General features: G+C 60.3%; 19 protein-coding genes. 10 read left to right on the top strand and 9 right to left on the bottom strand.

All coding sequences use genetic code 11. The features are described 5' to 3' along the window. Positions 1–22: 22 nt before the first annotated feature. Both DCO57_RS20595 and DCO57_RS20590 read right to left on the bottom strand, forming a co-directional pair. Entirely contained in the window at positions 23–463 is a 441-nt protein-coding gene (locus DCO57_RS20595) for a ketosteroid isomerase-related protein (RefSeq protein ID WP_116700802.1), read from the bottom strand. Between the two features lie 205 nt (positions 464–668). Then, positions 669–2,108, bottom strand: coding sequence for an MFS transporter (locus DCO57_RS20590; RefSeq protein WP_116700801.1), 1,440 nt, complete (start codon positions 2,106–2,108; stop codon positions 669–671). A 526-nt stretch (positions 2,109–2,634) separates the two neighbouring features. On the opposite strand from DCO57_RS20590, the gene DCO57_RS20585 reads away from it, so the two are divergent. Together DCO57_RS20585 and DCO57_RS20580 are read left to right on the top strand one after the other, a co-directional pair. Further along, positions 2,635–3,393 carry a PAAR domain-containing protein gene (locus DCO57_RS20585; protein ID WP_244287987.1) on the top strand — a complete coding sequence of 253 codons (759 nt, stop codon included), beginning with the start codon at positions 2,635–2,637 and terminating at the stop codon, positions 3,391–3,393. Between the two features lie 56 nt (positions 3,394–3,449). Next, positions 3,450–4,052, top strand: coding sequence for a hypothetical protein (locus tag DCO57_RS20580; protein ID WP_133192719.1), 603 nt, complete (start codon positions 3,450–3,452; stop codon positions 4,050–4,052). A gap of 92 nt (positions 4,053–4,144) precedes the next feature. On the opposite strand, the gene DCO57_RS23740 is transcribed toward DCO57_RS20580, so the two are convergent. From DCO57_RS23740 to DCO57_RS20555, 4 genes are all read right to left on the bottom strand, one after another. Further along, positions 4,145–5,389 carry a DUF930 domain-containing protein gene (locus DCO57_RS23740; RefSeq protein WP_205756234.1) on the bottom strand — a complete coding sequence of 415 codons (1,245 nt, stop codon included), beginning with the start codon at positions 5,387–5,389 and terminating at the stop codon, positions 4,145–4,147. 143 nt (positions 5,390–5,532) lie between these two features. Continuing rightward, complete coding sequence (gene rpoD / locus DCO57_RS20565) at positions 5,533–7,527, bottom strand: RNA polymerase sigma factor RpoD (RefSeq protein ID WP_116700798.1); 1,995 nt, start codon at positions 7,525–7,527, stop codon at positions 5,533–5,535. 510 nt (positions 7,528–8,037) lie between these two features. Next, positions 8,038–10,002, bottom strand: a complete 1,965-nt coding sequence (gene dnaG, locus DCO57_RS20560) for a DNA primase (RefSeq protein ID WP_116700812.1) — start codon at positions 10,000–10,002, stop codon at positions 8,038–8,040. 188 nt (positions 10,003–10,190) lie between these two features. After that, positions 10,191–10,691, bottom strand: coding sequence for a GatB/YqeY domain-containing protein (locus DCO57_RS20555; protein WP_165814797.1), 501 nt, complete (start codon positions 10,689–10,691; stop codon positions 10,191–10,193). Between the two features lie 246 nt (positions 10,692–10,937). On the opposite strand from DCO57_RS20555, the gene carA reads away from it, so the two are divergent. After that, entirely contained in the window at positions 10,938–12,119 is a 1,182-nt protein-coding gene (carA, locus tag DCO57_RS20550; protein WP_116700796.1) for a glutamine-hydrolyzing carbamoyl-phosphate synthase small subunit, read from the top strand. Between the two features lie 192 nt (positions 12,120–12,311). On the opposite strand, the gene DCO57_RS20545 is transcribed toward carA, so the two are convergent. Then, the gene (locus DCO57_RS20545) at positions 12,312–12,782 is read right to left on the bottom strand and encodes a MerR family transcriptional regulator (RefSeq protein ID WP_208978067.1); all 471 of its coding nucleotides are present in this window, start codon (positions 12,780–12,782) and stop codon (positions 12,312–12,314) included. Positions 12,783–13,690: 908 nt separating this feature from the next. Here DCO57_RS20545 and DCO57_RS20540 point away from each other — a divergent pair. The 4 genes from DCO57_RS20540 to DCO57_RS20525 all read left to right on the top strand — a co-directional run bounded on the left by DCO57_RS20540 (position 13,691) and on the right by DCO57_RS20525 (position 18,670). Then, positions 13,691–13,933 (top strand): helix-turn-helix transcriptional regulator, encoded by a 243-nt coding sequence (locus DCO57_RS20540; RefSeq protein ID WP_116700794.1) that lies wholly within the window; start codon positions 13,691–13,693, stop codon positions 13,931–13,933. A gap of 172 nt (positions 13,934–14,105) precedes the next feature. Then, positions 14,106–17,468 (top strand): carbamoyl-phosphate synthase large subunit, encoded by a 3,363-nt coding sequence (carB, locus tag DCO57_RS20535; protein ID WP_116700793.1) that lies wholly within the window; start codon positions 14,106–14,108, stop codon positions 17,466–17,468. A 109-nt stretch (positions 17,469–17,577) separates the two neighbouring features. Further along, positions 17,578–18,051, top strand: coding sequence for a transcription elongation factor GreA (greA, locus tag DCO57_RS20530; RefSeq protein ID WP_116700792.1), 474 nt, complete (start codon positions 17,578–17,580; stop codon positions 18,049–18,051). Positions 18,052–18,187: 136 nt separating this feature from the next. After that, complete coding sequence (locus DCO57_RS20525) at positions 18,188–18,670, top strand: hypothetical protein (protein WP_116700791.1); 483 nt, start codon at positions 18,188–18,190, stop codon at positions 18,668–18,670. A 110-nt stretch (positions 18,671–18,780) separates the two neighbouring features. Here DCO57_RS20525 and DCO57_RS20520 read toward each other — a convergent pair whose 3' ends face one another. Continuing rightward, on the bottom strand, positions 18,781–19,248 hold the full coding sequence (locus DCO57_RS20520; RefSeq protein WP_116700790.1) for an Lrp/AsnC family transcriptional regulator: 468 nt from the start codon (positions 19,246–19,248) through the stop codon (positions 18,781–18,783). Positions 19,249–19,457: 209 nt separating this feature from the next. Between DCO57_RS20520 and DCO57_RS20515 the strand changes: the two genes are divergently transcribed. The 3 genes from DCO57_RS20515 to DCO57_RS20505 are packed head-to-tail and all read left to right on the top strand — an operon-like array spanning position 19,458 to position 22,408. Next, entirely contained in the window at positions 19,458–20,453 is a 996-nt protein-coding gene (locus DCO57_RS20515; RefSeq protein WP_116700789.1) for a mitochondrial fission ELM1 family protein, read from the top strand. Between the two features lie 58 nt (positions 20,454–20,511). Continuing rightward, positions 20,512–21,480 (top strand): thioredoxin-disulfide reductase, encoded by a 969-nt coding sequence (gene trxB, locus DCO57_RS20510; protein ID WP_116700811.1) that lies wholly within the window; start codon positions 20,512–20,514, stop codon positions 21,478–21,480. Positions 21,481–21,511: 31 nt separating this feature from the next. After that, positions 21,512–22,408, top strand: a complete 897-nt coding sequence (locus DCO57_RS20505) for a LysR family transcriptional regulator (RefSeq protein ID WP_116700788.1) — start codon at positions 21,512–21,514, stop codon at positions 22,406–22,408. A 129-nt stretch (positions 22,409–22,537) separates the two neighbouring features. Here the strand turns inward: DCO57_RS20505 and DCO57_RS20500 are convergent, their stop codons facing one another. Beyond that, a complete protein-coding gene (locus DCO57_RS20500) occupies positions 22,538–24,253 on the bottom strand; it encodes a thiamine pyrophosphate-dependent enzyme (protein WP_116700787.1) in 1,716 nt (571 codons plus the stop codon). Between the last annotated feature and the right edge of the window lie 886 nt (positions 24,254–25,139).

The raw sequence follows: 25,139 nt of genomic DNA, 5'->3' as shown, positions 1-25,139 counted from the left end.
GGGACCGGGACAGCCGGATCCTTCAGGCTTGCGCGGTCAGGCTCTCCGCCTCTTCACCCTGCACCTGATCGATCCAGGTCTGAAGATTGTAATAGGTGGTGATACGGGCAATCCTGCCGTCGCGGATCTCGAAGAAACTGCCTGCAGGAAGCTTGTAGGTCTGCCCCCTGGCTTCAGGCAGGCCCTCGTCGGTCTCGATATAACTGCCGTGAACGATGAATTCGGCCGCCGCCCGGCTGCCGTCGTCATTCACGAACAGCACGATATCGGAAAGCCGCTCCTTGTAGCAGCGGCTCATATGCACATTGAAGGACCAGAACTTGTCCTTGCCGATCCGCCGCTCCCCCTGATTGACGTCATGAATCAGATCGTCGGTGACCAGGCTCTCCATCTTCCGGGTATCGCCGGCATTGAATGCGGCGAAATAGGTGTCGATCAGAAACCGGGACTGCTTGTTCTGCATGGGATCTCGCTGAGACTGGAGGGCGATCTGAACAGGAGTTTGCCTGTTCGCAAAAGACCCCGCAAGGGGCAGTGGATGCGCTGGTTTACAGAGATTGACCGAATTTGCAGCAATGAATTTCAAACCCTTCCAACATCGCCGCCGCATGCTGCCGTCCCGGCCCGCAAGAACCGCCCGCGCACTGCGGCAGGCCGGAAACAGACGATCAGTCCGGCCTCCGTCCCCGCGTTTCGATCCGGAACATCCAGGTGACAACTGCCCCCAGGAGGGAGGTCACCACAAGCCCGCTCAGCAGGGCAACCGTGCCGATATCCGCCAGAAGGATGGGAAACAGGAAGGCGGTCGAAACGGCGCCCAGCTTTGCGAAGGACGCGGCGAACCCGGCCCCGGTCGCCCTGCAGCTCGCGGGGAACACTTCGCCCGCGATCAGATAGGTCTGCGCATTCGGCCCCAGGTTGGTCATCAGGTTGAACAGCATGAAACCGGCGAAGACCAGAACCACATCCCAGCCGCCCCCGGCAAAGCTGCTCGAGGCGGCGATCGCCAGACCGGCGGCACATCCGATGAAGCCGAACACCTGAAGCCGTACCCGTCCGATACGGTCGGTCAGGAGAACCGCCAGGAGGATTCCGACAAGCAGCAACATGTCGATTGCCGCCGACCCCTTGGCGGCCAGAAGATCGTTGTAGACGAGATCGGAAACCGAGACCGCATTCCTGCGCTCGCTCCCCAGCGTGCTTGCCAGAACAACCGGTGTGAAAATGCCGATGCCATAGGTGCCCAGATCCTGCAGGAACCAGGGTACGGAGGCAAAGATGGTCATCCGGCGCGTCGTCTTGTCGGTAAAGAGCTTCGTCCAGGAGACGCCCTCCCGTTCCCGAGCCGTCCCTTCCATCAATGTCTTCAGCACGACGCTGCTGGGATACTGGGGATCGCGGCGCAGAAGATGCAGCAACGCCTTTTCCGCCTCCTGCACCCTGCCCTTGACCATCAGCCAGACCGCGCTTTCAGGAACGGTAAAACGGCCGAGAAACACCAGCAGGGCCGGAATGACGGCGACCAGATACATCCACCGCCAGGCATTCAGTTCCGGAAACCAGATGAGGGTCAGCACGGCGATCCCGCATCCCGAGATGGCGCCGATTGCCTGAAAACTGAAGGCACCAAGCACCATGCGCCCGCGGGACCGGGCGGGAATGCTCTCGGAGATAACCATATGGGCTGTCGGGTAGTCGCACCCCAGAGCCGTTCCGATCCCGAACAACGCCAGCAGGGTAACGCTCAGATTGGGTGAAACCGCAAGCACCAGCAGAAACAGGATGAATAGTGCCATTTCGGCGATGAACATCGCCCGGCGGCCGTAGTGATCGGCCAGCCCGCCCAGGGCCGTCGCACCGATCAGAACCCCGAACAGCACAGCCGACGCTACCAGCCCGTGTTCGATCGCGGTGAGATTGAACTCCCGGCCGATCAGCGGCAGGGCAAGCCCTGTCATGAACACGACCATGCCCTCGAAAAACTTTCCGGCACTGGCCAGCCACCAGATCCGCCACTGCATGCCGGTCAGGACCGGTGTATCGAGGCTGGTGCCGTCCGGCCAGATAGGCGTTTCCTCGATATAGTCGTGAGGGTGCTCATAAGTCATACGGGAGAGGTCGTGATCTCTTCCCGGTGCATCATTCACAGTCATGTCTCACCCGCCTGTCTGTCCTTGTGCGGATATAACGGCCTGGATATGACATGCCTGTGATCCCTTATCGCGGTTGGTGGACTGTCCTCGCAAAAACCGGGATCCCGTCCGGCCGGCCTGACGGAATACCCGTGACAGCGGATCCGGGGACGGCGCAAACGGCTTTGCGGACCGAACCTCGGATTGTCATTTACAGGCATGGCAATCTCTCGATTTATTCCGGAAAAATCCCGATATGGATACGATCTGAAATGGCAAGACACTCCACTCACCGGGCTTTGACATCCGGAACTCTCTCTCGTTTACAAGGGATTGGACATACAACTGCCTCAACGCCGCGCTCGCGCTCCGGACATCCGCAAACGTGAAAAGTGTGATGTGACGGCATTGACTATCAAGGGTTTCCGGCTGAGAGTTTCCCTATTGTTTTGGCAAAAAAGCTGGATTTTTCATGGGATTTCCCGCCGCACGAATTACAGACATGCATACCTGCCCCATGTGCATGGGGGTGCCGGCACCGATCGCCTGGAAAGGCGCCTGGACCGTCCTGACGGGGAAGATGCCCCAGGCACGGGTGACCGACTTGTGTGTATGCGTCGGCCCGCCACCGCCTGTTGGCGGCGATCCGATCATCACCGGAGCCTGGAACGTTCTGGTCGAGGGCATGCCGGCCGCCCGCATGGCCGATCTGACGGGCAAGGGGGGCATGATAACCACCGGACTTCTGACCGTCCTGATCGGCACGGCGGGAAGTGGCGCCGCCAGTTCGCCCGCCAATCTCTCAAGCTTCACCCCGCAGGAACAATCGAATTCCTGCGTGATCGCCACGTCACGCAACATGATCCGCTACTATACCGGCGTGGACATACCGGAATCGGTTCTGCGGGACGAAATGCGCGATATCATGAACAGCCCGAACCACAATTTCGAAACCCAGCCCATCAACCCCGCCTTTGCCGAACAGCTTCTGGAGAACCACGGCGTCCCCTCGACCGTGCGTACCAACCAGTCGCTCAACGATATTCAAAACCTCACCGCCGGAGGCGATCCCGTCATGGTCGGCTTCACCAACCCCGGTCACAGGGTCGCGGTTTCGGGCGTCGAGACAGATGCCGCAGGAAACCGTACATTCGTTGTTATGGATCCGGCGGCCAGCTACAATGGTCAACCGCGCAGAATGAGCGAAAGCGACTTCAACAACCGGTACAATCCAAATGCCATTGTCATTGACCCCGACTGACCATGCACCCCGCCCGCTTCCTCCTTCTTTTCGCTCTTTTCATCGGATTGCCTGCAATGTCCCCCAATGAACTCCCGGCCGGTCTTGTTTCGGTGCTGAACGCCCACAACATCGTCTTCTCTCCGGACCTGTTCGTTCGCGACTGGACGGACCGGGTCGAAATCTACAAGCCCAAACGACTGTTCTGGATCGTCGACGATAAATCGATGGAATCCCGCGTTTTTGCCAGCCCGGACGGAACTGCCTGGCATTCCCTGAACCGGCCGGCCAATATTCCCGTCCTCAACCGCAACCTGGTCGCCCCGGACCTGAAGGATTCCGCAACGGCCGAAATCATCGCCCAGCGGCTGACCGCGCTCCTGCACGACCCCCGCGTTCTCCTGTGCGGCCCGCGGTTCGCCTCATGGCCGGACGCGATACTGCGAACCTATCTCGAGCCGGGCGGACAGCCGCTTGAGGTCCTGCGTTCCGCATGTCAGACCCCGCCGGCCCTCCAGCAAAGCGGTGACGACTGGAGCTTGCAGGCGCGGCTCATGGACGGCACCGGCGCACTTCTGGACGTGCACTACACCGGCAGCATCGTGCCGTTTCAGGTGAATTCGATGAACATCTCCGAGGCCATGAAGCCCGGATCCTTCCGGTTCGCCGACGAGTTCTGATCGGCTGCGTGACCCGGCACTGAGCGCGAGGCCGCGTTTGCATTGCACACGCATTCGGGCGTTTTCCCGGTTTCGGTCCGACACAACCTGCTTCAGAACCCCGTCAGCCCCCGCTCCAGCCACTGGCTCTGCGGAATCTCCGGGCCGATCTTGAAGGAAAAATTCTCGACCCGGGTCACGTCACTGTCCGTCTCACAACGGAATGCGACGTCGAACCACCTGCCGAGCCCCCGGAAGGCCGCGCGGCGTGGCTCCAGGACGGTGCCGGGCTGCGGACGGAAGGAGGGCAGCAATTCGGGAGGGGCCGGGCTCACGACGGTGAGCTGCGCGCGCAACTCGGTCATGCACAGAAGATTGAGCCGCTCCCCCTGTGACATGCCCTTCATGGCGGTCCGGGTGCGTGGATCGTCCAGAATATCACGGGAATAAAGTTCCCTGGCGGCAAGCAGGTCCCTGCGCGGCGCCGCGTTTCCGCCGCTGTTTCGACCGGTCTCCCTGCCGGCTGTCTCCCGGCGCGCCGCCGCCACCGGCCGTGCCGGCTTGGGTACCGGCGTAGCTTCGGTCACGATCGGCCCGACGATACCGAAGTCCTCGGCCGGAACCTCGCCGTCCTCGCCGGCATCCTGCGTGGCCTCCGTTCCGGTTTCATCGGCTTCGGCTTCAGTCTCGGCCTCGGTCTCGGTCTCGGTCTCGGTCTCGGTCTCGGTCTCGGTCTCGGTCTCGGTCTCGGTCTCGGTCTCGGTCTCGGTCTCGGTCTCGGTCTCGGTCTCGGTCTCGGTCTCGGTCTCGGTCTCGGTCTCGGAAGTCGGCTCTTCTTCCCCGGGCTCCCCGTCAAGTTCCGCGGCCTCGTCTTCAGTCGCCTCCTCAGTAGCGTCGGCTTCCGAAGCGGAGTCCTCGTCTTCCTGCTCACCCGGTTCCGTTTCACTCACCGCCGGATCCTCGACCTCGGTGTCATCCTCCTGCGGTCCCGTCGCCTCTTCGCCGAATTCCGTTACGGGCTGCACCACCGTTGGGGGCGGCGGTTCCTGAATGTCCGCCTGCTCCTGTTCTTCCGGCTGTTGCGGCGGTTCGGGAGGCTGAGGCGGCTCGGCGGGTTCCGCAGCCTCCGGCTGCTCTTCCTGCGGCACTTCCGGAACCGGCAGGTCCTCCGGGGCCACCAGTTCCACCTCGATCGGCTCGACCTCCGGTGCCGGCAACGGCAGCACCAGCCAGCCTGCGAGCGCCATGGCGATGAGAACATGAATCGCCAGCGAGATCGCAAAGCCCGCGCCCAGAAACCGCCGGTCGGAGACTTCCACGTCTTCCGCCGGGTCTTTCATGTCTGCGACTATTGCCAAAACGGCGCCTCATCGGAGAAACGGACTTCAGGAAACCGGGGTGGCGATCCGGGACATTCACCCGTCACGAACACCCCACTGTAAACGAAAAACCCGGCGTTTCCGCCGGGTCTTTTTAAGATCTTGTCCCTTCAGGCGGCCACTCAGCTGTCGAGGAACGAGCGCAGTTTCCGGCTCCGGCTCGGGTGTTTCAGCTTCCTGAGCGCCTTCGCCTCGATCTGGCGGATACGTTCGCGGGTTACCGAGAACTGCTGGCCGACTTCTTCCAGCGTGTGGTCGGTGTTCATGCCGATACCGAAGCGCATGCGCAACACACGTTCCTCGCGCGGCGTGAGCGAGGCCAGCACGCGGGTGGTGGTTTCGCGCAGGTTCGACTGGATGGCCGCGTCGATCGGCAGGACCGCGTTCTTGTCCTCGATGAAATCGCCGAGATGGGAATCTTCCTCGTCGCCGATCGGCGTCTCGAGGGAGATCGGCTCCTTGGCGATCTTCAGGACCTTGCGGACCTTTTCAAGCGGCATCTGCAGCTTTTCGGACAGCTCTTCCGGGGTCGGCTCGCGGCCGATCTCGTGCAGCATCTGGCGGGACGTTCTGACGATCTTGTTGATCGTCTCGATCATGTGCACCGGAATACGGATCGTCCGGGCCTGGTCGGCGATCGACCGGGTGATCGCCTGACGGATCCACCACGTCGCATAGGTGGAGAACTTGTAGCCGCGGCGGTATTCGAATTTGTCCACCGCCTTCATCAGACCGATGTTGCCCTCCTGGATCAGATCCAGGAACTGCAGGCCGCGGTTGGTGTATTTCTTGGCGATGGAAATCACCAGGCGCAGGTTCGCCTCGACCATTTCCTTCTTGGCGATGCGCGCCTCGCGCTCGCCCTTCTGCACCATCGCGACGATGCGGCGAAATTCGGTGATCTCGAGGCCCGTTTCGGTCGCCAGCGTCTGGATCTCCTGACGCAGCTCACGCACGGTTTCCTTTTCCTTGGCGATGAAATTCTTCCAGCCGCGCGTGGACAGATTGGCCACCTTGCGCAGCCAGTTCGGATCGAGCTCGGCGCCCTGATACTGTTTCAGGAAGTCGGTCCGGTCCACATTGTAGCTGTCGGCCAGACGCAGCAGCCGGCCTTCGTAGCCCATCAGGCGCTTGTTGATGTCATAGAGCTGGGCGACCAGGGCATCGATACGATTCTGGTTCAGCGACAGGCTCTTCACATCGACAATGATGTCTTCCTTGAGCTTCTTGTAGCGGCGCTCCTGGCTGGGAGACAGGGTTTTGTTCGCCAGCTTGTTTTCCACCAGCTGGTCCTGCAGGCGGCGCAGCTTCTTGTAGTTGTCGGCGATATTGTCGAAGGTTTCCAGGACACCCGGCTTGAGCTCGGCTTCCATCGCGGAAAGGGAAACGTTGGATTCGAACTCGTCGTCGTCGTCCTCTTCGTTCTCGCCTTCCTCGGAATTCTCGGTCGCTTCGGACGTCCCGGCTGCCGGGGTCTCGGCAGCGCCCTCGCCCGGTGCGACATCGTCATTGGCCACGGCCGGTCCCGCCTTGGCGTCCGGACCCGCATAGGTCGCTTCAAGGTCGATGATGTCGCGCAGCAGCACCTTGGCTTCATTGAGTTCGTCGCGCCAGATGATGATCGCCTGGAAGGTCAGCGGGCTCTCGCAAAGCCCCGCGATCATCGCTTCGCGGCCGGCCTCGATGCGCTTGGCGATCGCAATCTCGCCCTCGCGGGACAGCAGTTCGACCGATCCCATTTCGCGCAGATACATGCGGACCGGATCGTCCGTCCGGTCGGCCGGTTCCTTCGCCGTGGTGGTCTTGGCCACCGCGCTCGGGGCTGCGGTCACCAGTTCGCCGGCATCCACCTCTTCCGGACCGTCCTCGGCTTCGTCGGAATCGATCACATTGATGCCCATATCGGAGAGCATGGACATCGTGTCTTCGATTTTTTCGGACGATACCTGCTCGGAGGGCAGAACTTCGTTCAGCTCATCATAAGTGACATAGCCGCGCTTCTTGGCGGCCTTGATCATCTTTTTGACGGCCGCATCCGACAGGTCCAGCAGCGGACCGTCCGGACCTTCCGCGCTCGTTTCCTGTGTCTCGTCTGCTTGCGTCGCTTTGGCTACCATTTCGTGCTCCTGTTCGTGGCCGGAAGGGCCACGCAGCGCCCTTTGTTAAGCTTCAAACCAAATTCGCCCCAGCGCGCCAGCATCACCTGCGGCGGCGTCTGAAAGAATCACCCTTGAGTAGGTTTGTAAGCCGTGTCCCTTAAGTCCCTATTAACCGTACCCTTATCGACATTGCGAGAATTCATCATCGATGAAGCACACGGCCTTTTTCAAATTCGCATCCGTATCGCGGATACCGACGCGGTATTCAAACGGGTTTGCAGCTTCCTTGTTCAGACTTTCGACCGCAAGCAGGCTTGAAGGCTGCGGCGCACGCGAGCTGCAAAACTTCTATTTAGCTCGACGCCCGCGATTCGCAAGTGTGATTCGTCATCGGTCAATTGGAAAAAGCGCATTTTCGCCCTTCCGGCACGCAAAAAAACGAAATTTCGGGCAAGCCCTCCATCTTCAGACGCTTTCTCGCCGCAATTCCCCCGTGCACGAACCGCCCGTCTTTCCGATCGGAATTTGCTAGTTGGCAGCGGCGGTGACGACCACAGGTGGCGCGGATCTGATTTTTCGCGCCCGCTCCGCCAGGTCGGCCTCGTCACGGCTGCATTCCTCCCGCCGCCGGCTGAGATCCTGGGTGAGCGCCTGAATCCGTGCCCAGACCTGTTCGTCCAGATGCTCGTCCGCTCCGGCCAGTTCTGAGGCAAGTTCCGCTTCCAGTGCGTTGAGTTCCAGAACATCCAGAAAATGCACGAAGGCCGCCTCGACGAAATCCTCCGGCGGATTTGTTTTCAACAGCGGGAAACGGTGGTTCAGAGCGGAAAACTCCGCCTGCCTCTGCTCCTGGAACCCGATCGTTTCCAGCATCATCTCGGACATGATGTCCTTGAGCGGTTCCGCCACGCCATTCATCAGATCCGCAACGGGCCGCGTTTCCAGATCGTCGACGATCCGGCACAGGACGTCCCGCAACTGCGTGTGCAACTCATTGACGAAAGGCAGCCGGGAAAAGCGCTCGAAGTTGCGGTCGAGCAGATGCGGGTAGCGCAAGCCCAGACCGAGTATCACGCGCTCGGTGCCGAAATCGTCACTTGTCGCGACCCGCTCGCGCGCCAGACCCGGACTCCAGAGGCTGTCCGCGCCCTTCGTATCGTTCTTGCCGTTTTTGCCGCCCTTCCCGCCCGGCCGCGTCTGCCGCGCCTGCTCGAAAAACAGGTTGGACAGCTTGAACCGCAGGTCGAGCTGGTAGCGCCGCCGCACCCGTTCATCGCGAATGGAGCCGATCAGATCGTCGAAACGCTTCTCGAGCGCCGCCTTGCGCTCCGGCGTGTCCAGGCGGGAGACCGAAAGTTCTCGGTCCCACACGACGTTGAACAGCGACTGCGCCCTGTCCACCTCCGCATGAAAGCCGGCCAGTCCGCGCTGCTTGATCAGATCGTCCGGATCCATTCCGTCCGGCAGGAAGCAGAACTGAAAGGAAAAGCCGCTTTTGAGAACCGGAAAAATCCGGTCGATGGACCGGTGCGCCGCCGCCACACCCGCCGCGTCCCCGTCAAAGCAGATCACCGGTTCGGGTGCGAATTTCCACAGCCGCAGGATCTGGTCTTCCGTAAATGCCGTTCCCAGCGACGCGACCACATGCCGGATACCCGCCTGCCACAGGGCAATGGCATCGAGATATCCTTCAACGACAACAGCCTCCCCGGACTTGAAGGCCGGTTCCCGCGCCCTGTGGGCGTTGAATAGCATGACACCCTTGTGAAACAGCGGCGTCTCCGGCGAGTTCAGGTACTTCGGCTGGCCTTCCGGAGAAAGTGTACGTCCCCCGAAGGCGACCACCCGTCCCCGATCGTCCTGGATGGGGATCATCAGCCGCCCTCTGAAGCGGTCATAGGCGGGCCGTCCGGCCTCGGGCCGGATAAGCAGTCCGGCCTCGATCATGTCCGCTTCCGGCACGTCACGGGCGGCAAGATAGCTTTTCAGGGCATTCCTGCTTTCCGGAGCAAAGCCGAACCGGAATTCGGCGAGCGTTTCGGAGGTCAGCCCGCGCTTGTGCACATAGGTGCGCGCGACCTCTCCCCGCGGGCCGGCGAATTCGGACTGGAAGAAGCGGGCGGCCATCTCGCAGATTTCCGCGAGCCCGGCCCGTTTCTTCTCCCGGCGGGCCGCTTGCGGGTCCACCGCAGGCAAGCTGACGCCCGCCTGCTCCGCCAGCCTTTCGACCGCTTCCGGAAAACTCAGACCCTCGGTTTCACACAGAAAGGTAAAATGATCGCCGGAAGCCCCGCAACCGAAGCACTTGTAGCGGTTGCGCCGGTCGTCCACATGAAAACTCGGGCTTTTTTCCTGATGGAAGGGACAGCACGCCCAGTAGTCGCCCTTGCCCGGCTGCGTCTTGCGCCGGTCCCAGCTCACACGTCGGCCGACGACCTCCGACAGGGTCAGCCGGGCGCGGATTTCATCGAGAAGACGCGGTTCGAAACGCATGGAACGCGGATTGTCCATAATTCGCTGGATACGGGCGGCCCCTGACGGCGCCACAGGCACCGCAGGACAGACGGGGTAAAATAGAAGGTCAGGACCGGCGATGCCAGCCCTTCACGCGATCCGCGCGCATTCTCTGGATGACCTGTTGAAAGACGCTTCAGCGCTGCGGGCAGCAAATGGCCCCGGGCCTAGTCCTTGCCCGCGTCTTCCGGCCCCTTGCCGGACTGCCCGTTGCCGTCGATGCGCAGCATGTCCTTCATCAGGCAGGACGCCTGGACGAAATCCATCTTGCCGGGGTAGCGGGTTTTCAGCTCGCTCATGCAGCGGCCGATATCACGCAGACCGTGGGCCTCGATATCCTTGACGGTCTCCTCGCACAGGGTGCGCATTTCCTCTTCGCTGATCTGTGCCGGCAGGAACTCCCGGATAATGTCCTGCTCGATGCGTTCCTGCTCCGCCAGATCAAGCTGCCCGCTGCTTTCGAACTCCGCGGCAGACGCTTCCCGCTGCTGGACCATTTTATGAAGTATCTCAATAACTTCACTGTCATTTACGCCATCTTTCCCGTTTTCCCGGGCAGCGGCTTCACGGTCTTTCACCGCAGTCTGGACAAGGCGCAAGGTCGCACATCGGCGCTTGTCCCCTTCGTCCTGCGCCGCCTTCAAGGCAGCATTGATTCTGTCGCGCATGGCATCGCGCATGGTTTACCCTATCCTGCCGCACTGAAGCTTCAGGCGCTCGCACGCCCTGTGTGAATGCTCAGTCAAGCTATTGAATTTTAAAGATCTTTTTTCACCGGATCAATGTTGACGATCCCAGCCGCTTCCCATAGAGTCCCGCGCTTGATGCAGGCGGCCAGTTGCAGCCACTTTCGGACTGTCCCAGACGCCTTTCCTGCAGCGCATGATGTCACCAACAGACTCTGGAAACAAGACATGACGATTGCAGACGCATGGTCCGAGACCCCGGCGACCGCCCTGCTTGTGCTCTCCGACGGCAGCGTGATCGAGGGACAAGGCCTGGGAGCCACCGGACAAGCCGTTGGTGAGATTTGCTTTAATACGGCCATGACCGGATATGAGGAAATCCTCACGGATCCGTCCTACTCCGGTCAGATCATCACCTTCACTTTTCCCCATATCGGCAATGTCGGCGCCAATGACGAGGACATCGAGACGGTCAACATGGCCTCCGAAAGCGGCATCCGCGGCCTGGTCCTGGCAGCCTCCATCACCGATCCGGCCAGCTACAGGGCGACGAAACATCTCGATGCCTGGCTGAAAAGCCGCAATCTGATCGGCATCAGCGGCATCGATACCCGGGCATTGACCGCGCTGATCCGCGAAAAGGGCGTTCCCAACGGCGTCATCGCCCATTCTCCGGACGGAAAATTCGACCTGGAGAGCCTGAAGGTTGCCGCCGCCGGCTGGCCCGGTCTGGTCGGCATGGACTTGGCCAGGGACGTTTCCACGACCCAGTCGCATCCCTGGTCCCAGACCCCCTGGAAATGGGGAGAGGGCTACGGGGAATCGACAGGCGGGCGGTTCAAGGTCGTTGCGATCGATTACGGCATCAAGCGCAATATCCTGCGGCTTCTGACCGATGCCGGCTGCGAAGTGACCGTTCTTCCGGCCACGGCGACGGCACAGGAAGTTCTCGCGCACGAACCGGACGGTGTGTTCCTGTCCAACGGCCCCGGCGATCCGGCCGCCACGGGGACCTATTCCGTCCCGATGATCCGGGAAGTCGTCGAAAAGGGTGTGCCGACCTTCGGCATCTGTCTGGGCCACCAGATGCTCGCCCTGGCGCTGGGCGGCAAGACCCTGAAAATGCACCAGGGTCATCACGGTGCCAATCATCCCGTCTTCGACCACACCACCGGCAAGGTCGAGATCACTTCGATGAATCACGGATTTGCCGTCGACGCCGAAAGCCTGCCGGAAAATGTTACCCAGACTCATGTGTCGCTGTTCGACGGGTCCAACTGCGGTCTTGCCATGAAGGACAAGCCCGTCTTTTCCGTGCAGTACCACCCGGAGGCCTCACCGGGCCCGCGGGACAGCCACTATCTGTTCAAGCGCTTCACCGACCTTATGGAATCCGCCAGGGCCGCCTGAGCTCCTGGCGGTGCCGGGCGAGCACCGGCCGTCTGGTCCGGCAGAGGGAATACCGGTCAGTCCGATTTCGTGTCGACCAACATGAAGGAAGTCTGACCGGGGGACCGGCCACGGCCCTCGGCCCGTCCGATTCCGGAAAACCCCAGAATGCCGATGCAGCCTGGGGTCCCATGCGTTCGAATTCTGGCCGGATTATCCGACCAGCTGGTCAAATACGGCCAGGATTTCAGTCACCTCGGCAACCTGCTCGTCAAGCATCTGCTTCTGTTCGATCAGAATTTCGTGCTGGTTCCTGCAGATTTCCTGAATTTCCTTGTACTGGTCCTGGCGTTTGGCGTTGCTTTCAACCAGCTTGATCACTCTGCGGATCTCGGCAAGCGTCAGGCCGATCTTCTTGGCCTGGAGAATGATCCGCATCCTCGAAACGTCCCGTGCGCCGTAAAACCGGCGGGCACCTTTACGCACGGGATTGAGGAGACCTTTTTCCTCGTAGAAACGTAAAGTCCGGAGCGTCACTTCGAAACGTTCCGACATTTCCGATATCGCGAGAGCGCGATCATCCAACACGACATCCTGTCCCGGTCCAGCTATGTCCGGAACAGCAACCATCTTGGTAGCTACATTGTTCATTTTTAAGCCCGATCTTGTCTTTTTTTGTTTCAAGTCTGGCTGGGTCTTGCAACACCCCCGGCTTCCGGGTCCCACCACCCGGTCCTCAGGTCCCACTAGCACCGCAATAACAGCCCCCGCAGTTATAAGCGCATAGCTTACTGGCTCACATGCCCCCATACTTCAAACTCAACGGAGGCTAAGCATTAGTCTAATACACCGGATCAACAGTTAAAATCTACGTAAAAATTGGATTTATTGGACATTTTCCGCAGCAGCATCAGGTTAATCGGCACTAAAACACCGCCACCTCCAGCTAGTTCATACAACTATAAATAACTATTGAGTTTCAAAACCACACGACATAGTAAATAATATTAATTATCGATAATCTGAACCAAGCAAATATACTTGCCACAAATATGGCTGCCTGTTTCAGGTTTTCTTGACCTCACGCCACACTACCTGAGGAAAATACTTAATTTCCGACGTCGCGACACTGATAATTATTACAGTATCCCATAAAGCCAGGGCGCGTATGTAAGCGACTAGCAGTTGAACTACTTTTTCCGGCCATCACCTGATAGAAGAGAGCAGTTCGAAGAATACTCGCAATACGTGTGTTAACGACTGTCACCGAAAAGTCGTGAACCTGCGTTTCATCCCCCGAAATTCCCGGGCGACGGGTTTCGATCAGGCGAATATCGCGCCGAACCGGGTCCCTGTTTCCGTTTATCGAGGCCCTGCAGACGCGGTGCACAATGCGGTCAGGGCGAGAAACCAGCATGGTTCGTAAGGAATGGCCGACAAAAAAGAGCACATTGTGCACTTCACGATTGACAAGCGAACCTGCAGGTTATTTCTGTCAGGTTTGCTGGCGAGCAAACCGCCGATCGTGACCGCAAGGACCCAGGTTATTACGAAATATGGCCGAATCGAAATCAAAAAACCCTGTACGCGGCATGACCCCGCAACAATTCCGCCTCTGGCGACGGACGCTGGGCCTGAAGCAGAAGGACGCCGCCGACCGGCTCGGCTTGAAAAAACGCATGATCCAGTATTACGAGAAAGGCAATCGTGACGGTCGTCCCGTGGAAATTCCGAAATCCATCCGTCTGGCCTGCTACGCCCTTTCCGAGGGAATTGACGATTTTGACGGTCAATCCGCCGTTCCCCTGACAACGGAAGCGTCCGAAACGGACTGATCTTTTCTCTCCGGACCGGAAAACAGCGCCTTGATGGCCGGTCGGGGTTTCCTAGCGCTCCGCTTTTCCCTATAAGACGCGCTCAGCCAACATTGTCATTCACTTCAGACCCGAGCCAGACCGAATAGCGGCCCCGCTAATCCGGATTGGCCGCTGCGAGCCGCGAGCCGAGATGCCCAAACGCACAGATATCTCTTCCATCCTGATCATTGGTGCCGGACCGATTGTCATCGGCCAGGCCTGTGAATTCGATTATTCGGGCACTCAGGCCTGCAAGGCTCTGCGCGAAGAAGGTTACCGCATCATTCTGGTGAACTCGAATCCGGCAACGATCATGACCGATCCGGACCTCGCCGATGCGACCTACATCGAGCCCATCACGCCGGAACTGGTGGCAAAGATCATCGAGAAGGAGCGTCCCGACGCCCTTCTGCCGACCATGGGCGGCCAGACCGCCCTCAACTGTGCGCTCGATCTCGAGGAAATGGGCGTACTGGAGAAATTCGGTGTCGAGATGATCGGTGCCCGGGCGGATGTCATCGAAAAGGCGGAAGACCGGGAAAAGTTCCGCGCCGCCATGGACGTGATCGGCCTGGAGAACCCGCGCGCCGCCATCGCCTCCTCCCCGGCCATCCGCGACGAGAATGGCAAGATCACCGGCTATGACCGCAACGCCGGCTACCTGGAAGCCATGCGCGCGCTCGACGAGATCGGCCTGCCGGCCATTATCCGGCCCGCCTTCACCCTTGGCGGCACCGGCGGTGGCGTCGCCTACAACCGGGAAGAATACGAGACCATCGTCCGCTCCGGCATCGATGCCTCCCCGGTCGGACAGGTCCTGATCGACGAAAGCCTTCTGGGCTGGAAGGAATTCGAGATGGAAGTCGTCCGCGACAAGGCGGACAACTGCATCATCATCTGCTCGATTGAAAACGTCGATCCGATGGGTGTGCACACGGGCGATTCGATCACCGTCGCTCCGGCACTGACCCTGACGGACAAGGAATACCAGATCATGCGCGACGCATCGATTGCGGTGCTGCGCGAAATCGGTGTCGAAACGGGCGGCTCCAACGTCCAGTTCGCGGTCGATCCGGATACGGGACGTCTCGTGGTCATCGAGATGAACCCGCGCGTGTCGCGTTCCTCGGCCCTGGCCTCCAAGGCCACCGGCTTCCCCATTGCCAAGATCGCGGCCAAGCTTGCCGTGGGCTACACGCTGGATGAGCTGGAAAACGACATCACCGGAGGGGCGACACCGGCATCCTTCGAACCGACCATCGACTATGTGGTCACCAAGATCCCGCGGTTCGCCTTCGAGAAATTTCCCGGTTCCCAACCGACCCTGACCACGGCCATGAAGTCCGTCGGCGAAGTCATGGCCATCGGCCGTACCTTCAACGAAAGCTTGCAGAAAGCACTGCGCGGACTGGAAACCGGTCTCAACGGTCTCGACGAGACCGAAATCCCCGGTCTTGACCAGGGCGACGACAAGAATGCCCTGCGCGCCGCGGTCGCGACACCGACACCCAGCCGTCTGCTCAATGTCGCACAGGCCATGCGGCTTGGGATGAGCATCGAGGAAATTCATCAGGCCAGTGGCATCAACACCTGGTTCCTGGAACAGATCGCCGACCTTCTGGCCATGGAGAGCAAGGTCCGCAATATCGGCCTGCCGAAGGATGCCGTAAATCTGCGCAAGCTGAAGGCAATGGGTTTTTCCGACGCCCGCCTGGCAAGCCTTGCGGAACTGGACGCCCATGACGTGGTCAGTCTGCGCAATGAGCTGGACGTCCATCCGGTCTACAAGCGCATCGACACCTGTGCCGCGGAATTCGCTTCCCCGACCGCCTACATGTACTCCACCTATGAAGCTCCCTTCATGGGCAAGCCGGCCTGTGAGTCCAACCCGAGCGGGAAGAAGAAGGTCGTCATTCTGGGCGGCGGTCCGAACCGGATCGGCCAGGGCATCGAATTCGACTATTGCTGCTGCCACGCCGCCTTCGCTCTGGAAGACGCCGGCTACGAGACCATCATGGTCAACTGCAACCCGGAGACCGTTTCCACGGACTACGATACGTCGGACCGGCTCTACTTCGAACCGCTGACCGAGGAAGATGTCCTTGAGATCATCCGCAAGGAACAGGAAAATGGCACCCTTCACGGCGTGATCGTCCAGTTCGGCGGCCAGACCCCTCTGAAACTGGCCCAGGCGCTTGTCCGGGCCGATGTGCCCATTCTCGGTACCTCTCCGGACATGATCGATCTTGCCGAGGACAGGGACCGGTTCCAGAAGCTCCTGGTCAAGCTGGACCTGAAGCAACCTGAAAACGGCATCGCCTATTCGGTCGAACAGGGCCGGCTGATCGCCGGACGGCTCGGCCTGCCGCTGGTGGTCCGCCCCTCCTACGTTCTGGGCGGGCGCGCGATGCAGATCATTCGCGACGAGGAAGCCCTCAACTCCTACCTGCTCGGCACCCTGCCCGAGCTGGTTCCCGGAGAGGTCCGCGCCAAGTATCCGAATGACAAGACAGGCCAGATCAACACGGTTCTCGGCACCAACCCCCTGCTCTTCGACCGCTATCTGGACGGCGCCATCGAGGTGGACGTCGATGCCCTGTGCGACGGCAAGGACGTATTCGTCTGCGGCATCATGGAACATATCGAGGAAGCCGGCATTCACTCCGGTGACAGCGCCTGTTCCCTGCCGGCGTTCTCCCTCAAGGAGGACATGATCGAAGAGCTCAAGCGCCAGACCCGCGCCCTGGCGCTGGCGCTGGAGGTCGGCGGCCTGATGAACGTGCAATATGCGATCAGGGACGGCGAAATCTACGTTCTGGAAGTCAACCCGCGCGCCTCCCGCACGGTGCCCTTCGTCGCCAAGACCATCGGTGTGCCGGTTGCGAAGATCGCCAGCCGGATCATGGCCGGCGAAAGCCTTGCATCCTTCGGACTGAAGGAGAAGAAACTGGACCATATCGCAGTGAAGGAAGCCGTGTTCCCCTTTGCCCGCTTCCCCGGCGTCGACACGATCCTCGGCCCGGAAATGCGGTCCACCGGAGAAGTCATGGGTCTGGACACCGCTTTCGGCAAGGCATTCGCCAAATCCCAGCTCGGATGCGGAACCGGCGTGCCGGATCACGGCACGGTATTCGTCTCCATGCGCGATGAGGACAAGGCGGGGGTCCTCGAGGCGGTACGCAGCCTGGAGGCCATCGGCTTCACCATCATCGCCACCGGAGGCACGCAGGAATTTCTTGAAAGCAACGGAATTTCCGCGAAGAAAATCAACAAGGTGCTTGAAGGCCGTCCGCATATCGTCGATGCTATCAAGAACGGTGAAGTCCAGCTCGTCTTCAACACGACGGAAGGCGCTCAGGCCATCTCCGACAGCCGGTCGATGCGCCGGGCAGCTCTCCTGAACAAGGTGCCTTATTACACCACCCTCGCCGGATCTGTCGCCGCAGCCAAAGGCATCGCCGCCCACAAAGCGGGGAGCCTTGAAGTAAGACCTTTACAATCCTACTTCGGCTAAGTCTAATATGCCCGCGACCGGCCGGGAAAGCGCGCCTTTCCCGGCTTGGTTTGTTTTAGAAGCGTGGTCCTCAGGAAGGGGGACCCAATAAGCTGAAGGTCTGAGACCCATGGAAAAAGTTCCGATGACCTCCGCCGGGTACAAAATGCTTCAGGATGAACTGAGGCAACGTACAACGGAAGAGCGTCCGCGCATCGTTGATGCCATTTCTGAGGCACGTGCGCATGGCGACCTGTCGGAAAATGCCGAATACCATGCCGCAAAAGAAGCCCAGAGTCACAATGAGGGCCGCATTGCCGAGCTGGAGGACAAATTGTCCCGCGCAGAAGTCATTGACGTGACGAAACTGTCCGGAGACATCGTCAAGTTCGGTGCGACAGTTTTCCTGATCGACGAAGATACGGAAGAAAAGAAGCACTACATGATCGTCGGAGATGTCGAATCCGACGTGAAGCAGAACAAGGTTTCGATCTCATCGCCAATCGCCCGTGCCCTGATCGGCAAGACCATCGGCGACAGCGTTGAAGTGTCGGCACCCGGCGGGTCTCATTCCTACGAGATCGTCGAGGTGAAATACGGCTGACCTTAAACCCAGATCGGCCCTCCGATCAGCCTCCACGATATCAGGATGCGGCCCCTCAATCATATACGCATGCTTCCCAATTGACGCCTGCCGGTCGCCGGTTACGGTAGCACCGGCATGTGTCGGAGGGTAGTCTATGGTTTTCAATGCAATAGCGTTCTGGTTGCTGGTCGCGGCGGTTCCCTTGTGGATCTACCGCTGGTTTGCCTATTCCCGGCTGAGTGCGGCCGAAAAGCAGCTGTTCAAGCGGCTGGTGGCCCGCCGGCATGAGCGTTCCATCGGATTCGCGCTGCGCATTTTCGGGTTTCTGACAGCCTTCACCGCTGCCGTTTTCGTGGTCGTGTTCGGGCTGCGTTACCTGAAATACGGGACATTTCACATCCCCCTCTATCGGGACATGTTTCACACCCGCCTCTATTCCGACGTCGAGCCGGTCGACCAGGCCCTGGACACCTTGCAATATGATCAGGTTCTGCCGATCGCCATCCTGACCACCTGCCTGCTGTTGAGCATCGCCTTCACGCTGGTGGCGGCGGCCCTTCGGGACATCAACCTGATCCGCAGGCTGCACCGGAAATTCAGCCATTTGGGACATATGTCCGGAACGCCGGCAAGCTAAATCCAGGCCCTGGGCCGCATTCCGGACCGGTCCGGGGAACGGACGCGTACCGGCCGCGACGGGCGGACCGGAAGCCGCACGGCCCCGGATGCGTCACGGAAATCAGCAGATCAGTCGATCGGCACGACCGGTTCGTATTTGGTCCGGCGGATCGTCAGCGCCGTACGCACGCTATCCACATTCTGCGCGGCCGTCAGGTCGCGGATGACGAAATTCTGGAACGTCTGCAGGTCCGGAGCAACGCACTTGAGAAGAAAGTCCACCTCGCCGGACAGCATGTAGCTTTCCCGCACCAGCGGCCATTTCTGCACCGTTTCCTCGAAGGCGATCAGGTCTGCCTCGGTCTGGCTGTGCAGGCCGACCATGGCAAAGGCCGTGACATCATAGCCGAGCTGTTTTTCATCCAGCAGCGTCCGGTATCCGAGGATGAGTCCGGCTTCCTCCAGCGCCCTGACCCGGCGCAGGCAGGGCGGAGCGGAAATGCCGACGCGCCTTGCCAGTTCAACATTGGTCATCCGGCCGTCTTCTTGCAGTTCCTTCAGGATCTGCCAGTCAATGGCATCAAGCCGCGCTTTCAAACCTGTCTCCTTCGAACGTGGCCTGGACATGCAGGCCGAACTAGATGTGGGTAGTCGACACCGAACCGGCCCTGGCGTCTTGCGGGATAAGAGAATCCCGCTGTAACGTATCTCGCCGGTGCCGGATTATGATTTTTTGCGCGTTTGTGCAAGACTATAACAAAATCACGCACGATCTCGAAAGATTAGGTAGGGGAACCTCGCCAAAAATGACGAGACCGCTGGAGACGTCCCCTTCCTCTGTGTGGATCCTGACCGATGGCAAAGCCGGCGACCTGGCCCAGTGCACCGGCGTCGCGGAAGCGCTTAACTGTCCTTATGAAGCGCGGCAGGTCGCCCCGCGCGCGCCCTTCTCCTGGTGGCTTCCTTTCGGCCCGACAGACCCGAGGGAATGGGAGGGTCGGCCCGACAGTCCCCTGGCGCCCCCCTATCCCGATATCGCGATCGCCTCCGGCCGACGCGCTGCCGCCTATCTGCGCCGCATCAAACGGCGCTCCCGCGGACAAACCTTCACGGTGTTTCTCAAAGACCCGCGCACGGGCCCAAATGCCGCCGATCTGATCTGGGTTCCCGAACACGACAGACTGCGCGGCCGCAACGTTCTGGTGACCCCCACATCGCCGCACCGCTTCCCGGCCGCTGTACTGGCCTCCCTGCGCGCGCGGAAGGTCCCTGAAATCGACGCCCTCTCCCACCCGCGCATCGCGGTGCTCGTCGGCGGAGATAGCCGTCATCACACCTTTACCGAGGACGACCAGAACCGGTTGCTGAACGGACTGCGCCGGGTCGCACGGGACGACGGGGCTTCTTTCATGATCACCGCGTCCCGCCGCACCCCTCCCGGCCTTGCCTACGGTCTGGCCAGCCTGGCGAAATCCGGAGGGCACCTTTACTGGACTGGCGAGAGTCCCAATCCACTCGGCCTTTACCTGGCCAAAGCCGATGCCATCGTCGCGACGGCGGACTCCACCAACATGATCGGCGAGGCCGCCGGCACCGGAAAACCGGTTCACGTGTTTCATCCCGGCGGCGGTCACCGCAAGATTACCCGTTTTTTGGACAATTTGCAGCGTCTCGGCGTCACTCACCCCTTTCCAGGTCCGCTGAAAACCACTACCTACGAGCCGATTGACGCAACACCCGTGATCGCGAAACGCATTCTTGCCGATTTTGCCGCATTGCGGTTGCAGGACAAGAAGGCCTAGGCAGGGTGTGGCAGGCAACACCGGCCCCGGAACAGACGCATAGGAGAAGATGTCCTTCATGAGCACGGAACACAGCAAACTTCTGATCATCGGCTCCGGTCCGGCCGGCTACACGGCCGCGATCTACGCGGCCCGCGCCATGATCGAACCGACACTCGTTGCCGGTATCCAGCCCGGCGGCCAGTTGACCATTACCACCGACGTCGAGAACTACCCGGGCTTCGCCGACCCCATCATGGGGCCCTGGCTCATGGAGCAGATGCAGAAGCAGGCGGAAAACGTCGGCACCCGGATCGTTCAGGACACCATCGTCAACGCGGATCTCAGCCAGCGTCCCTTCCGCCTGGAAGCCGATAGCGGCACCGTCTTCACCGCGGACACGCTGGTGATTGCCACCGGGGCCCAGGCCCGCTGGCTCGGGCTGCCGTCCGAGGAGGCCTACATGGGCGCCGGCGTTTCCGCCTGCGCGACCTGCGACGGCTTTTTCTACCGCAACAAGGAAGTTGTGGTGGTCGGTGGCGGCAACACCGCCGTCGAGGAAGCGCTTTACCTGGCGAACCTTGCAAGCAAGGTGACGCTCGTGCATCGCCGCGACAGCCTGAGAGCCGAGAAAATTCTGCAGGACCGGCTGTTCCAGAATCCCAGGATCGAAGTGATCTGGGATCATCAGATCGACGAGATTCTCGGGGGCGGCGATCCCAAAGCGGTGACCGGTGTGCGCCTCAAGCATGCCACGACAGGCGCGTTCCGGGAGATTTCCACAGACGGTGTCTTCATCGCCATCGGCCATGCTCCATCCGTGGAACTCTTCAAGGATCAACTGACCCTGAAGCCGAACGGATATTTGCAAACCGAGCCGGATTCGACGAGAACGTCCATTCCCGGCGTCTTTGCCGCCGGCGATGTTACCGACGATATCTACCGCCAGGCGGTGACGGCTGCAGGCATGGGCTGCATGGCGGCACTTGAAGCGGAGAAGTTTCTGGCCGAACATGAAGCGGCATCCACACGGCAGGCGGCGGAATAAGCCTCCTGACTGTCCTCCGGAAGGGGCACGCATGGACTGGGACAAGTTACGTATCTTTCATGCGGCCGCTCAGGCGGGCAGCTTCACCCATGCCGGTGATGCCCTTAACATGAGCCAGTCGGCTGTCAGCCGGCAGGTCAGCGCCCTGGAACAGGATCTGGGAGTATCCCTCTTCCACCGCCATGCGCGCGGTCTGCTGCTGACCGAACAGGGTGAACTGCTCTACCGGACCGCCAGCGATGTCATGATGAAGCTGGAGGCGGTACAGTCAAGCCTCACCGACAGCAAGGAGAAACCCTCCGGCGCCCTGCGGGTGACGACCACGGTCGGCCTCGGCTCGACGTGGCTCACCTCCCGCATCAAGAATTTCATCGACCTGTATCCGGATGTGGATCTGCACCTGATCTTCGACGACGATGAGCTGGACCTGGGCATGCGTGAGGCCGACGTGGCCATCCGGCTGCGGCAGCCGACCCAGCCCGACCTGATCCAGCGCAAGCTGTTCACGGTGCATTTCCATGTCTATGCCGCACCGGAATATCTACAGCGCTTCGGCGCCCCAGGCTCCATCGACGATCTGGACAATCATCGCATCATCACATTCGGGGAACAGGCTCCCGCCTATCTCAAGTCCATGAACTGGCTGGAGACCGCCGGTCGTGTGGCAACCAATCCGCGCCGGTCGGTGCTCAAGGCCAATAATCTGGTCGCCATCAAGCGCGCGGTTCAGTCCGGTGTCGGCATCGCCATCCTGCCGGACTACATCATCGACCAGAACTCCCTGCTGGTTCCGCTGCTGACCGAGCAGGAAGACAAGGTGCCCATTTTCGACACCTATTTCGTCTATCCCTCGGAACTGAAGAACACGGCAAGAGTGACCGCATTCCGCGAGTTTCTGCTGACCAGTGCGGAAAAATGGGTCTACTGACACCATGTCCGGGACAGGCTGCCCCGAATACGGTCGCAGCCGTCATCCCGGTCTTCCGGAACCTGCCCGAATACCGGGCAGGTCCGAGGCAGCCTCAATTCGCGCCCTCAGGAATGCAGGCCGATCCGCTCAGCCCTTCCCGTCCTTTTTGCCGATGCGCTCCTTGAGCGCATTTTCGATCGGCAAAACGCTTTCTCTCACCTTGGCAAGGCCGAAGTGATAGGCCTGATCCACGGTGATTTCTGGCGGGACGATCAGCGCACCGGGGTCGACCGCCACATTGATGACCGTGGGCAGATTGTTGCTGAAAGCCTCCGCCAGCGCGGCCTGAAGCCCCTCATGGCTGTCGGCGCGCAGCCCCACGCCGCCGCAGGCCCTGGCGAAGGCAGCGAAATCCGGGTTCACCAGATCGATCGAATGTTCCGGCAATCCCTTGCCTTCCTGTTCCAGCGCGATGAAACCGAGCTTCCGGTTTTCCAGAACCACCACAGTGATCGGCAGTTCGTAACGCACCGCCGTGACGAAATCGGCCATCAGCATGGCAAACCCGCCGTCTCCGGCCAGGGCAACCACCGGCCGGTCGGGAAAGCTGAGCTGCGCGCCGAGCGCCCCGGACATGGCAAAGGCCATTGTTCCCAGACAGGCTGACAGAACGAACCGCTGGTCGTCGCGTATCGTCAGGTGACGGGCGGACCACGCGGTCACCGTCCCCGTGTCGCACAGGAAAATGGCATTGTCCGGCGCCAGCCGGCCGACCGAAGCCAGCACCGTCTGCGGCTTCAGTGGCGTGTCCTGGGAGGTTTCCTCCTTCACCCAGCCTTTGCGCTCCTTCTCGTGAATCGTCCTGATGCCCTGCTGGAACTCTGCGGAGGATTTTTCCGCAACCAGCGGAACCAGCGCCGACAGGGTCGATCCGACGTCGCCGTGAAGCGGCACATCGATCGTGGTGCGTTTGCCAAGTTGCCGGATATCCCGGTCAACCTGGATCGTCTTGGCCGTCTTCGGATAGAAATCGACATAGGGATAGTCCGTGCCGAGCATGATCAGGCAGTCGCATCCGTCCATCGCCTTGGAGCCGGCGCGGCCGCCGAGAAGCCCCAGTCCCCCGACACACTCCGGGTAATCCTCGTCGATCCAGTCCTTGGCGCGAAGCGTACGCACGATCGGAGCCTTCAGTCTGCGCGCCAGTTCCAGAATATCCGCCTTCGCCTCCGCACCGCCGATGCCGGCGAGAATCACGGGTTTCGCCGAGCTGTTGATCAGATCCGCCGCTTGCCGCAAGGCCGCATCTGCCGGCGTGATCCGCGATTGCGCCTTGGCCAGCTGCAGATTGCCGGGGATGAAGGGCACCTTGAGGCCGGCAATGTTGGTCGGCACGGAAATATGCGCCGGTCCCCTCTCGGACAGCGCCGCCTTGATGGCTTCCAGCAGGATACCGGGAAGCTGCCCCGGATCCATCACGGTCTTGGAATAGACGGCGACATCGGAGAACAGGCGTTCGGTATCGACTTCCTGATGGTAGCCCGTCCCGATGAAATCGGTTGCCACCTGGCCGGTGATGGCAATGACAGGCGCCTTGTCCATCCTGGCATCGTAAAGACCGTTCAGCAGATGGATGGCCCCGCCGCCGGCCGTTCCCATGCAGCAGGCAAGCTCTCCGGTCAGTTTGGCCTGGGCGGAAGCCGCAAATGCACCGGCCTCTTCGTGACGCACGAGAACGAACTCCATGTCGGAGCGATTCCGGAGCGCATAGGTAAAGTCATTGATCGCGTCTCCGGGGATGCCGAAAACCTGACGGACACCATGTTGATGAAGGGCTTCTAGGACAAGTTCGGCGACGCGCATGGTTTTCTCCAAAATTGATGGATGAGTCGGGGATCGGATTGCCCCGCTTCCCCGGAAGGAATCACTTAAAAGCAGGTCGGGCGATCTTAACGCGTTGAATCTTCCTGTCTGCGCCCTTCTAAATGTGAAGCCGCACAGCTTTCCGCAGCCGCCCACCATCATTTTCCGTGATATTCCGGTGGCTCGAACAAGGAATTGCGTCGTTTTTCACGAGCCGGGAGACCGCCCCTGCCGCCTGACATTTAGGCAAAAACCGGCATGCACACTGAAAATGCAGCTACGTTAACTATCTGGAATTATTACTTTTTCGTTTATTCACCAGACAGTCGCATCGCCTCGCCGGAGCAAGATGCGCCATAACTGACTGACAGGACTTGGCTTTCACAACAGGCAAGGAAGCCCCACCAGATATGTGAAAAATGCATAGCAGACCTGCGCACCCTGCCTCTTGTTTATGCAGCTTGTGCACTGCATATAAGCATCACTGTTGGTCAGACGGACGTCACGTCCTCCTCCCTGTGAGGTCCAGACCAGCTGTTCCCCTCTGGAAGGTGATTCCACTGTTTACAGTGAATCAATTCAGACTGCCGGGTCTTTTCAGACCCGGCTTTTTTTTGCCTTCATGTCAGCGACGCGGGCATCCAGGAACCAAATCATCCCGTTCGGTTGTTTTTCGTGCAATCCCTATTGGACCATGCTCAAAACCGGATTGAATTGGGCCAACTTATCCGGACTGAGCGAAAGCGCCAGCAACCCACGCAGGAGAAGCTTGCGGAACTATCCGGCGTTGGCGTGCGCTTTGTCAGGGAACTTGAGCCCGGCAAGGAGGGCTGCCATATCTGGCTTGCCTTTGCCGTGATGCAAAGGCTTGTCTGTCCGCGTGACA

Origin of the sequence: Labrenzia sp. 011 (assembly GCF_003075075.1) — a bacterium.
Classification (GTDB): Bacteria; Pseudomonadota; Alphaproteobacteria; order Rhizobiales; family Stappiaceae; genus Roseibium.
This window is presented reverse-complemented; position numbering and strand designations above follow the sequence as displayed.

Coding starts and splice junctions, on each gene's coding strand:
- carB (WP_116700793.1), top strand. CDS start 14,106: ATGCCCAAACGCACAGATATCTCTTCCATCCTGATCATTGGTGCCGGA.
- dnaG (WP_116700812.1), bottom strand. CDS start 10,002: ATGCGTTTCGAACCGCGTCTTCTCGATGAAATCCGCGCCCGGCTGACC.
- DCO57_RS20595 (WP_116700802.1), bottom strand. CDS start 463: ATGCAGAACAAGCAGTCCCGGTTTCTGATCGACACCTATTTCGCCGCA.
- DCO57_RS20500 (WP_116700787.1), bottom strand. CDS start 24,253: ATGCGCGTCGCCGAACTTGTCCTAGAAGCCCTTCATCAACATGGTGTC.
- DCO57_RS20555 (WP_165814797.1), bottom strand. CDS start 10,691: ATGCGCGACAGAATCAATGCTGCCTTGAAGGCGGCGCAGGACGAAGGG.
- DCO57_RS20540 (WP_116700794.1), top strand. CDS start 13,691: ATGACCCCGCAACAATTCCGCCTCTGGCGACGGACGCTGGGCCTGAAG.
- DCO57_RS20580 (WP_133192719.1), top strand. CDS start 3,450: ATGTCCCCCAATGAACTCCCGGCCGGTCTTGTTTCGGTGCTGAACGCC.
- trxB (WP_116700811.1), top strand. CDS start 20,512: ATGAGCACGGAACACAGCAAACTTCTGATCATCGGCTCCGGTCCGGCC.
- DCO57_RS20525 (WP_116700791.1), top strand. CDS start 18,188: ATGGTTTTCAATGCAATAGCGTTCTGGTTGCTGGTCGCGGCGGTTCCC.
- DCO57_RS20505 (WP_116700788.1), top strand. CDS start 21,512: ATGGACTGGGACAAGTTACGTATCTTTCATGCGGCCGCTCAGGCGGGC.
- DCO57_RS20515 (WP_116700789.1), top strand. CDS start 19,458: ATGACGAGACCGCTGGAGACGTCCCCTTCCTCTGTGTGGATCCTGACC.
- DCO57_RS20585 (WP_244287987.1), top strand. CDS start 2,635: ATGCATACCTGCCCCATGTGCATGGGGGTGCCGGCACCGATCGCCTGG.
- rpoD (WP_116700798.1), bottom strand. CDS start 7,527: ATGGTAGCCAAAGCGACGCAAGCAGACGAGACACAGGAAACGAGCGCG.
- carA (WP_116700796.1), top strand. CDS start 10,938: ATGACGATTGCAGACGCATGGTCCGAGACCCCGGCGACCGCCCTGCTT.
- DCO57_RS20590 (WP_116700801.1), bottom strand. CDS start 2,108: ATGACTTATGAGCACCCTCACGACTATATCGAGGAAACGCCTATCTGG.
- greA (WP_116700792.1), top strand. CDS start 17,578: ATGGAAAAAGTTCCGATGACCTCCGCCGGGTACAAAATGCTTCAGGAT.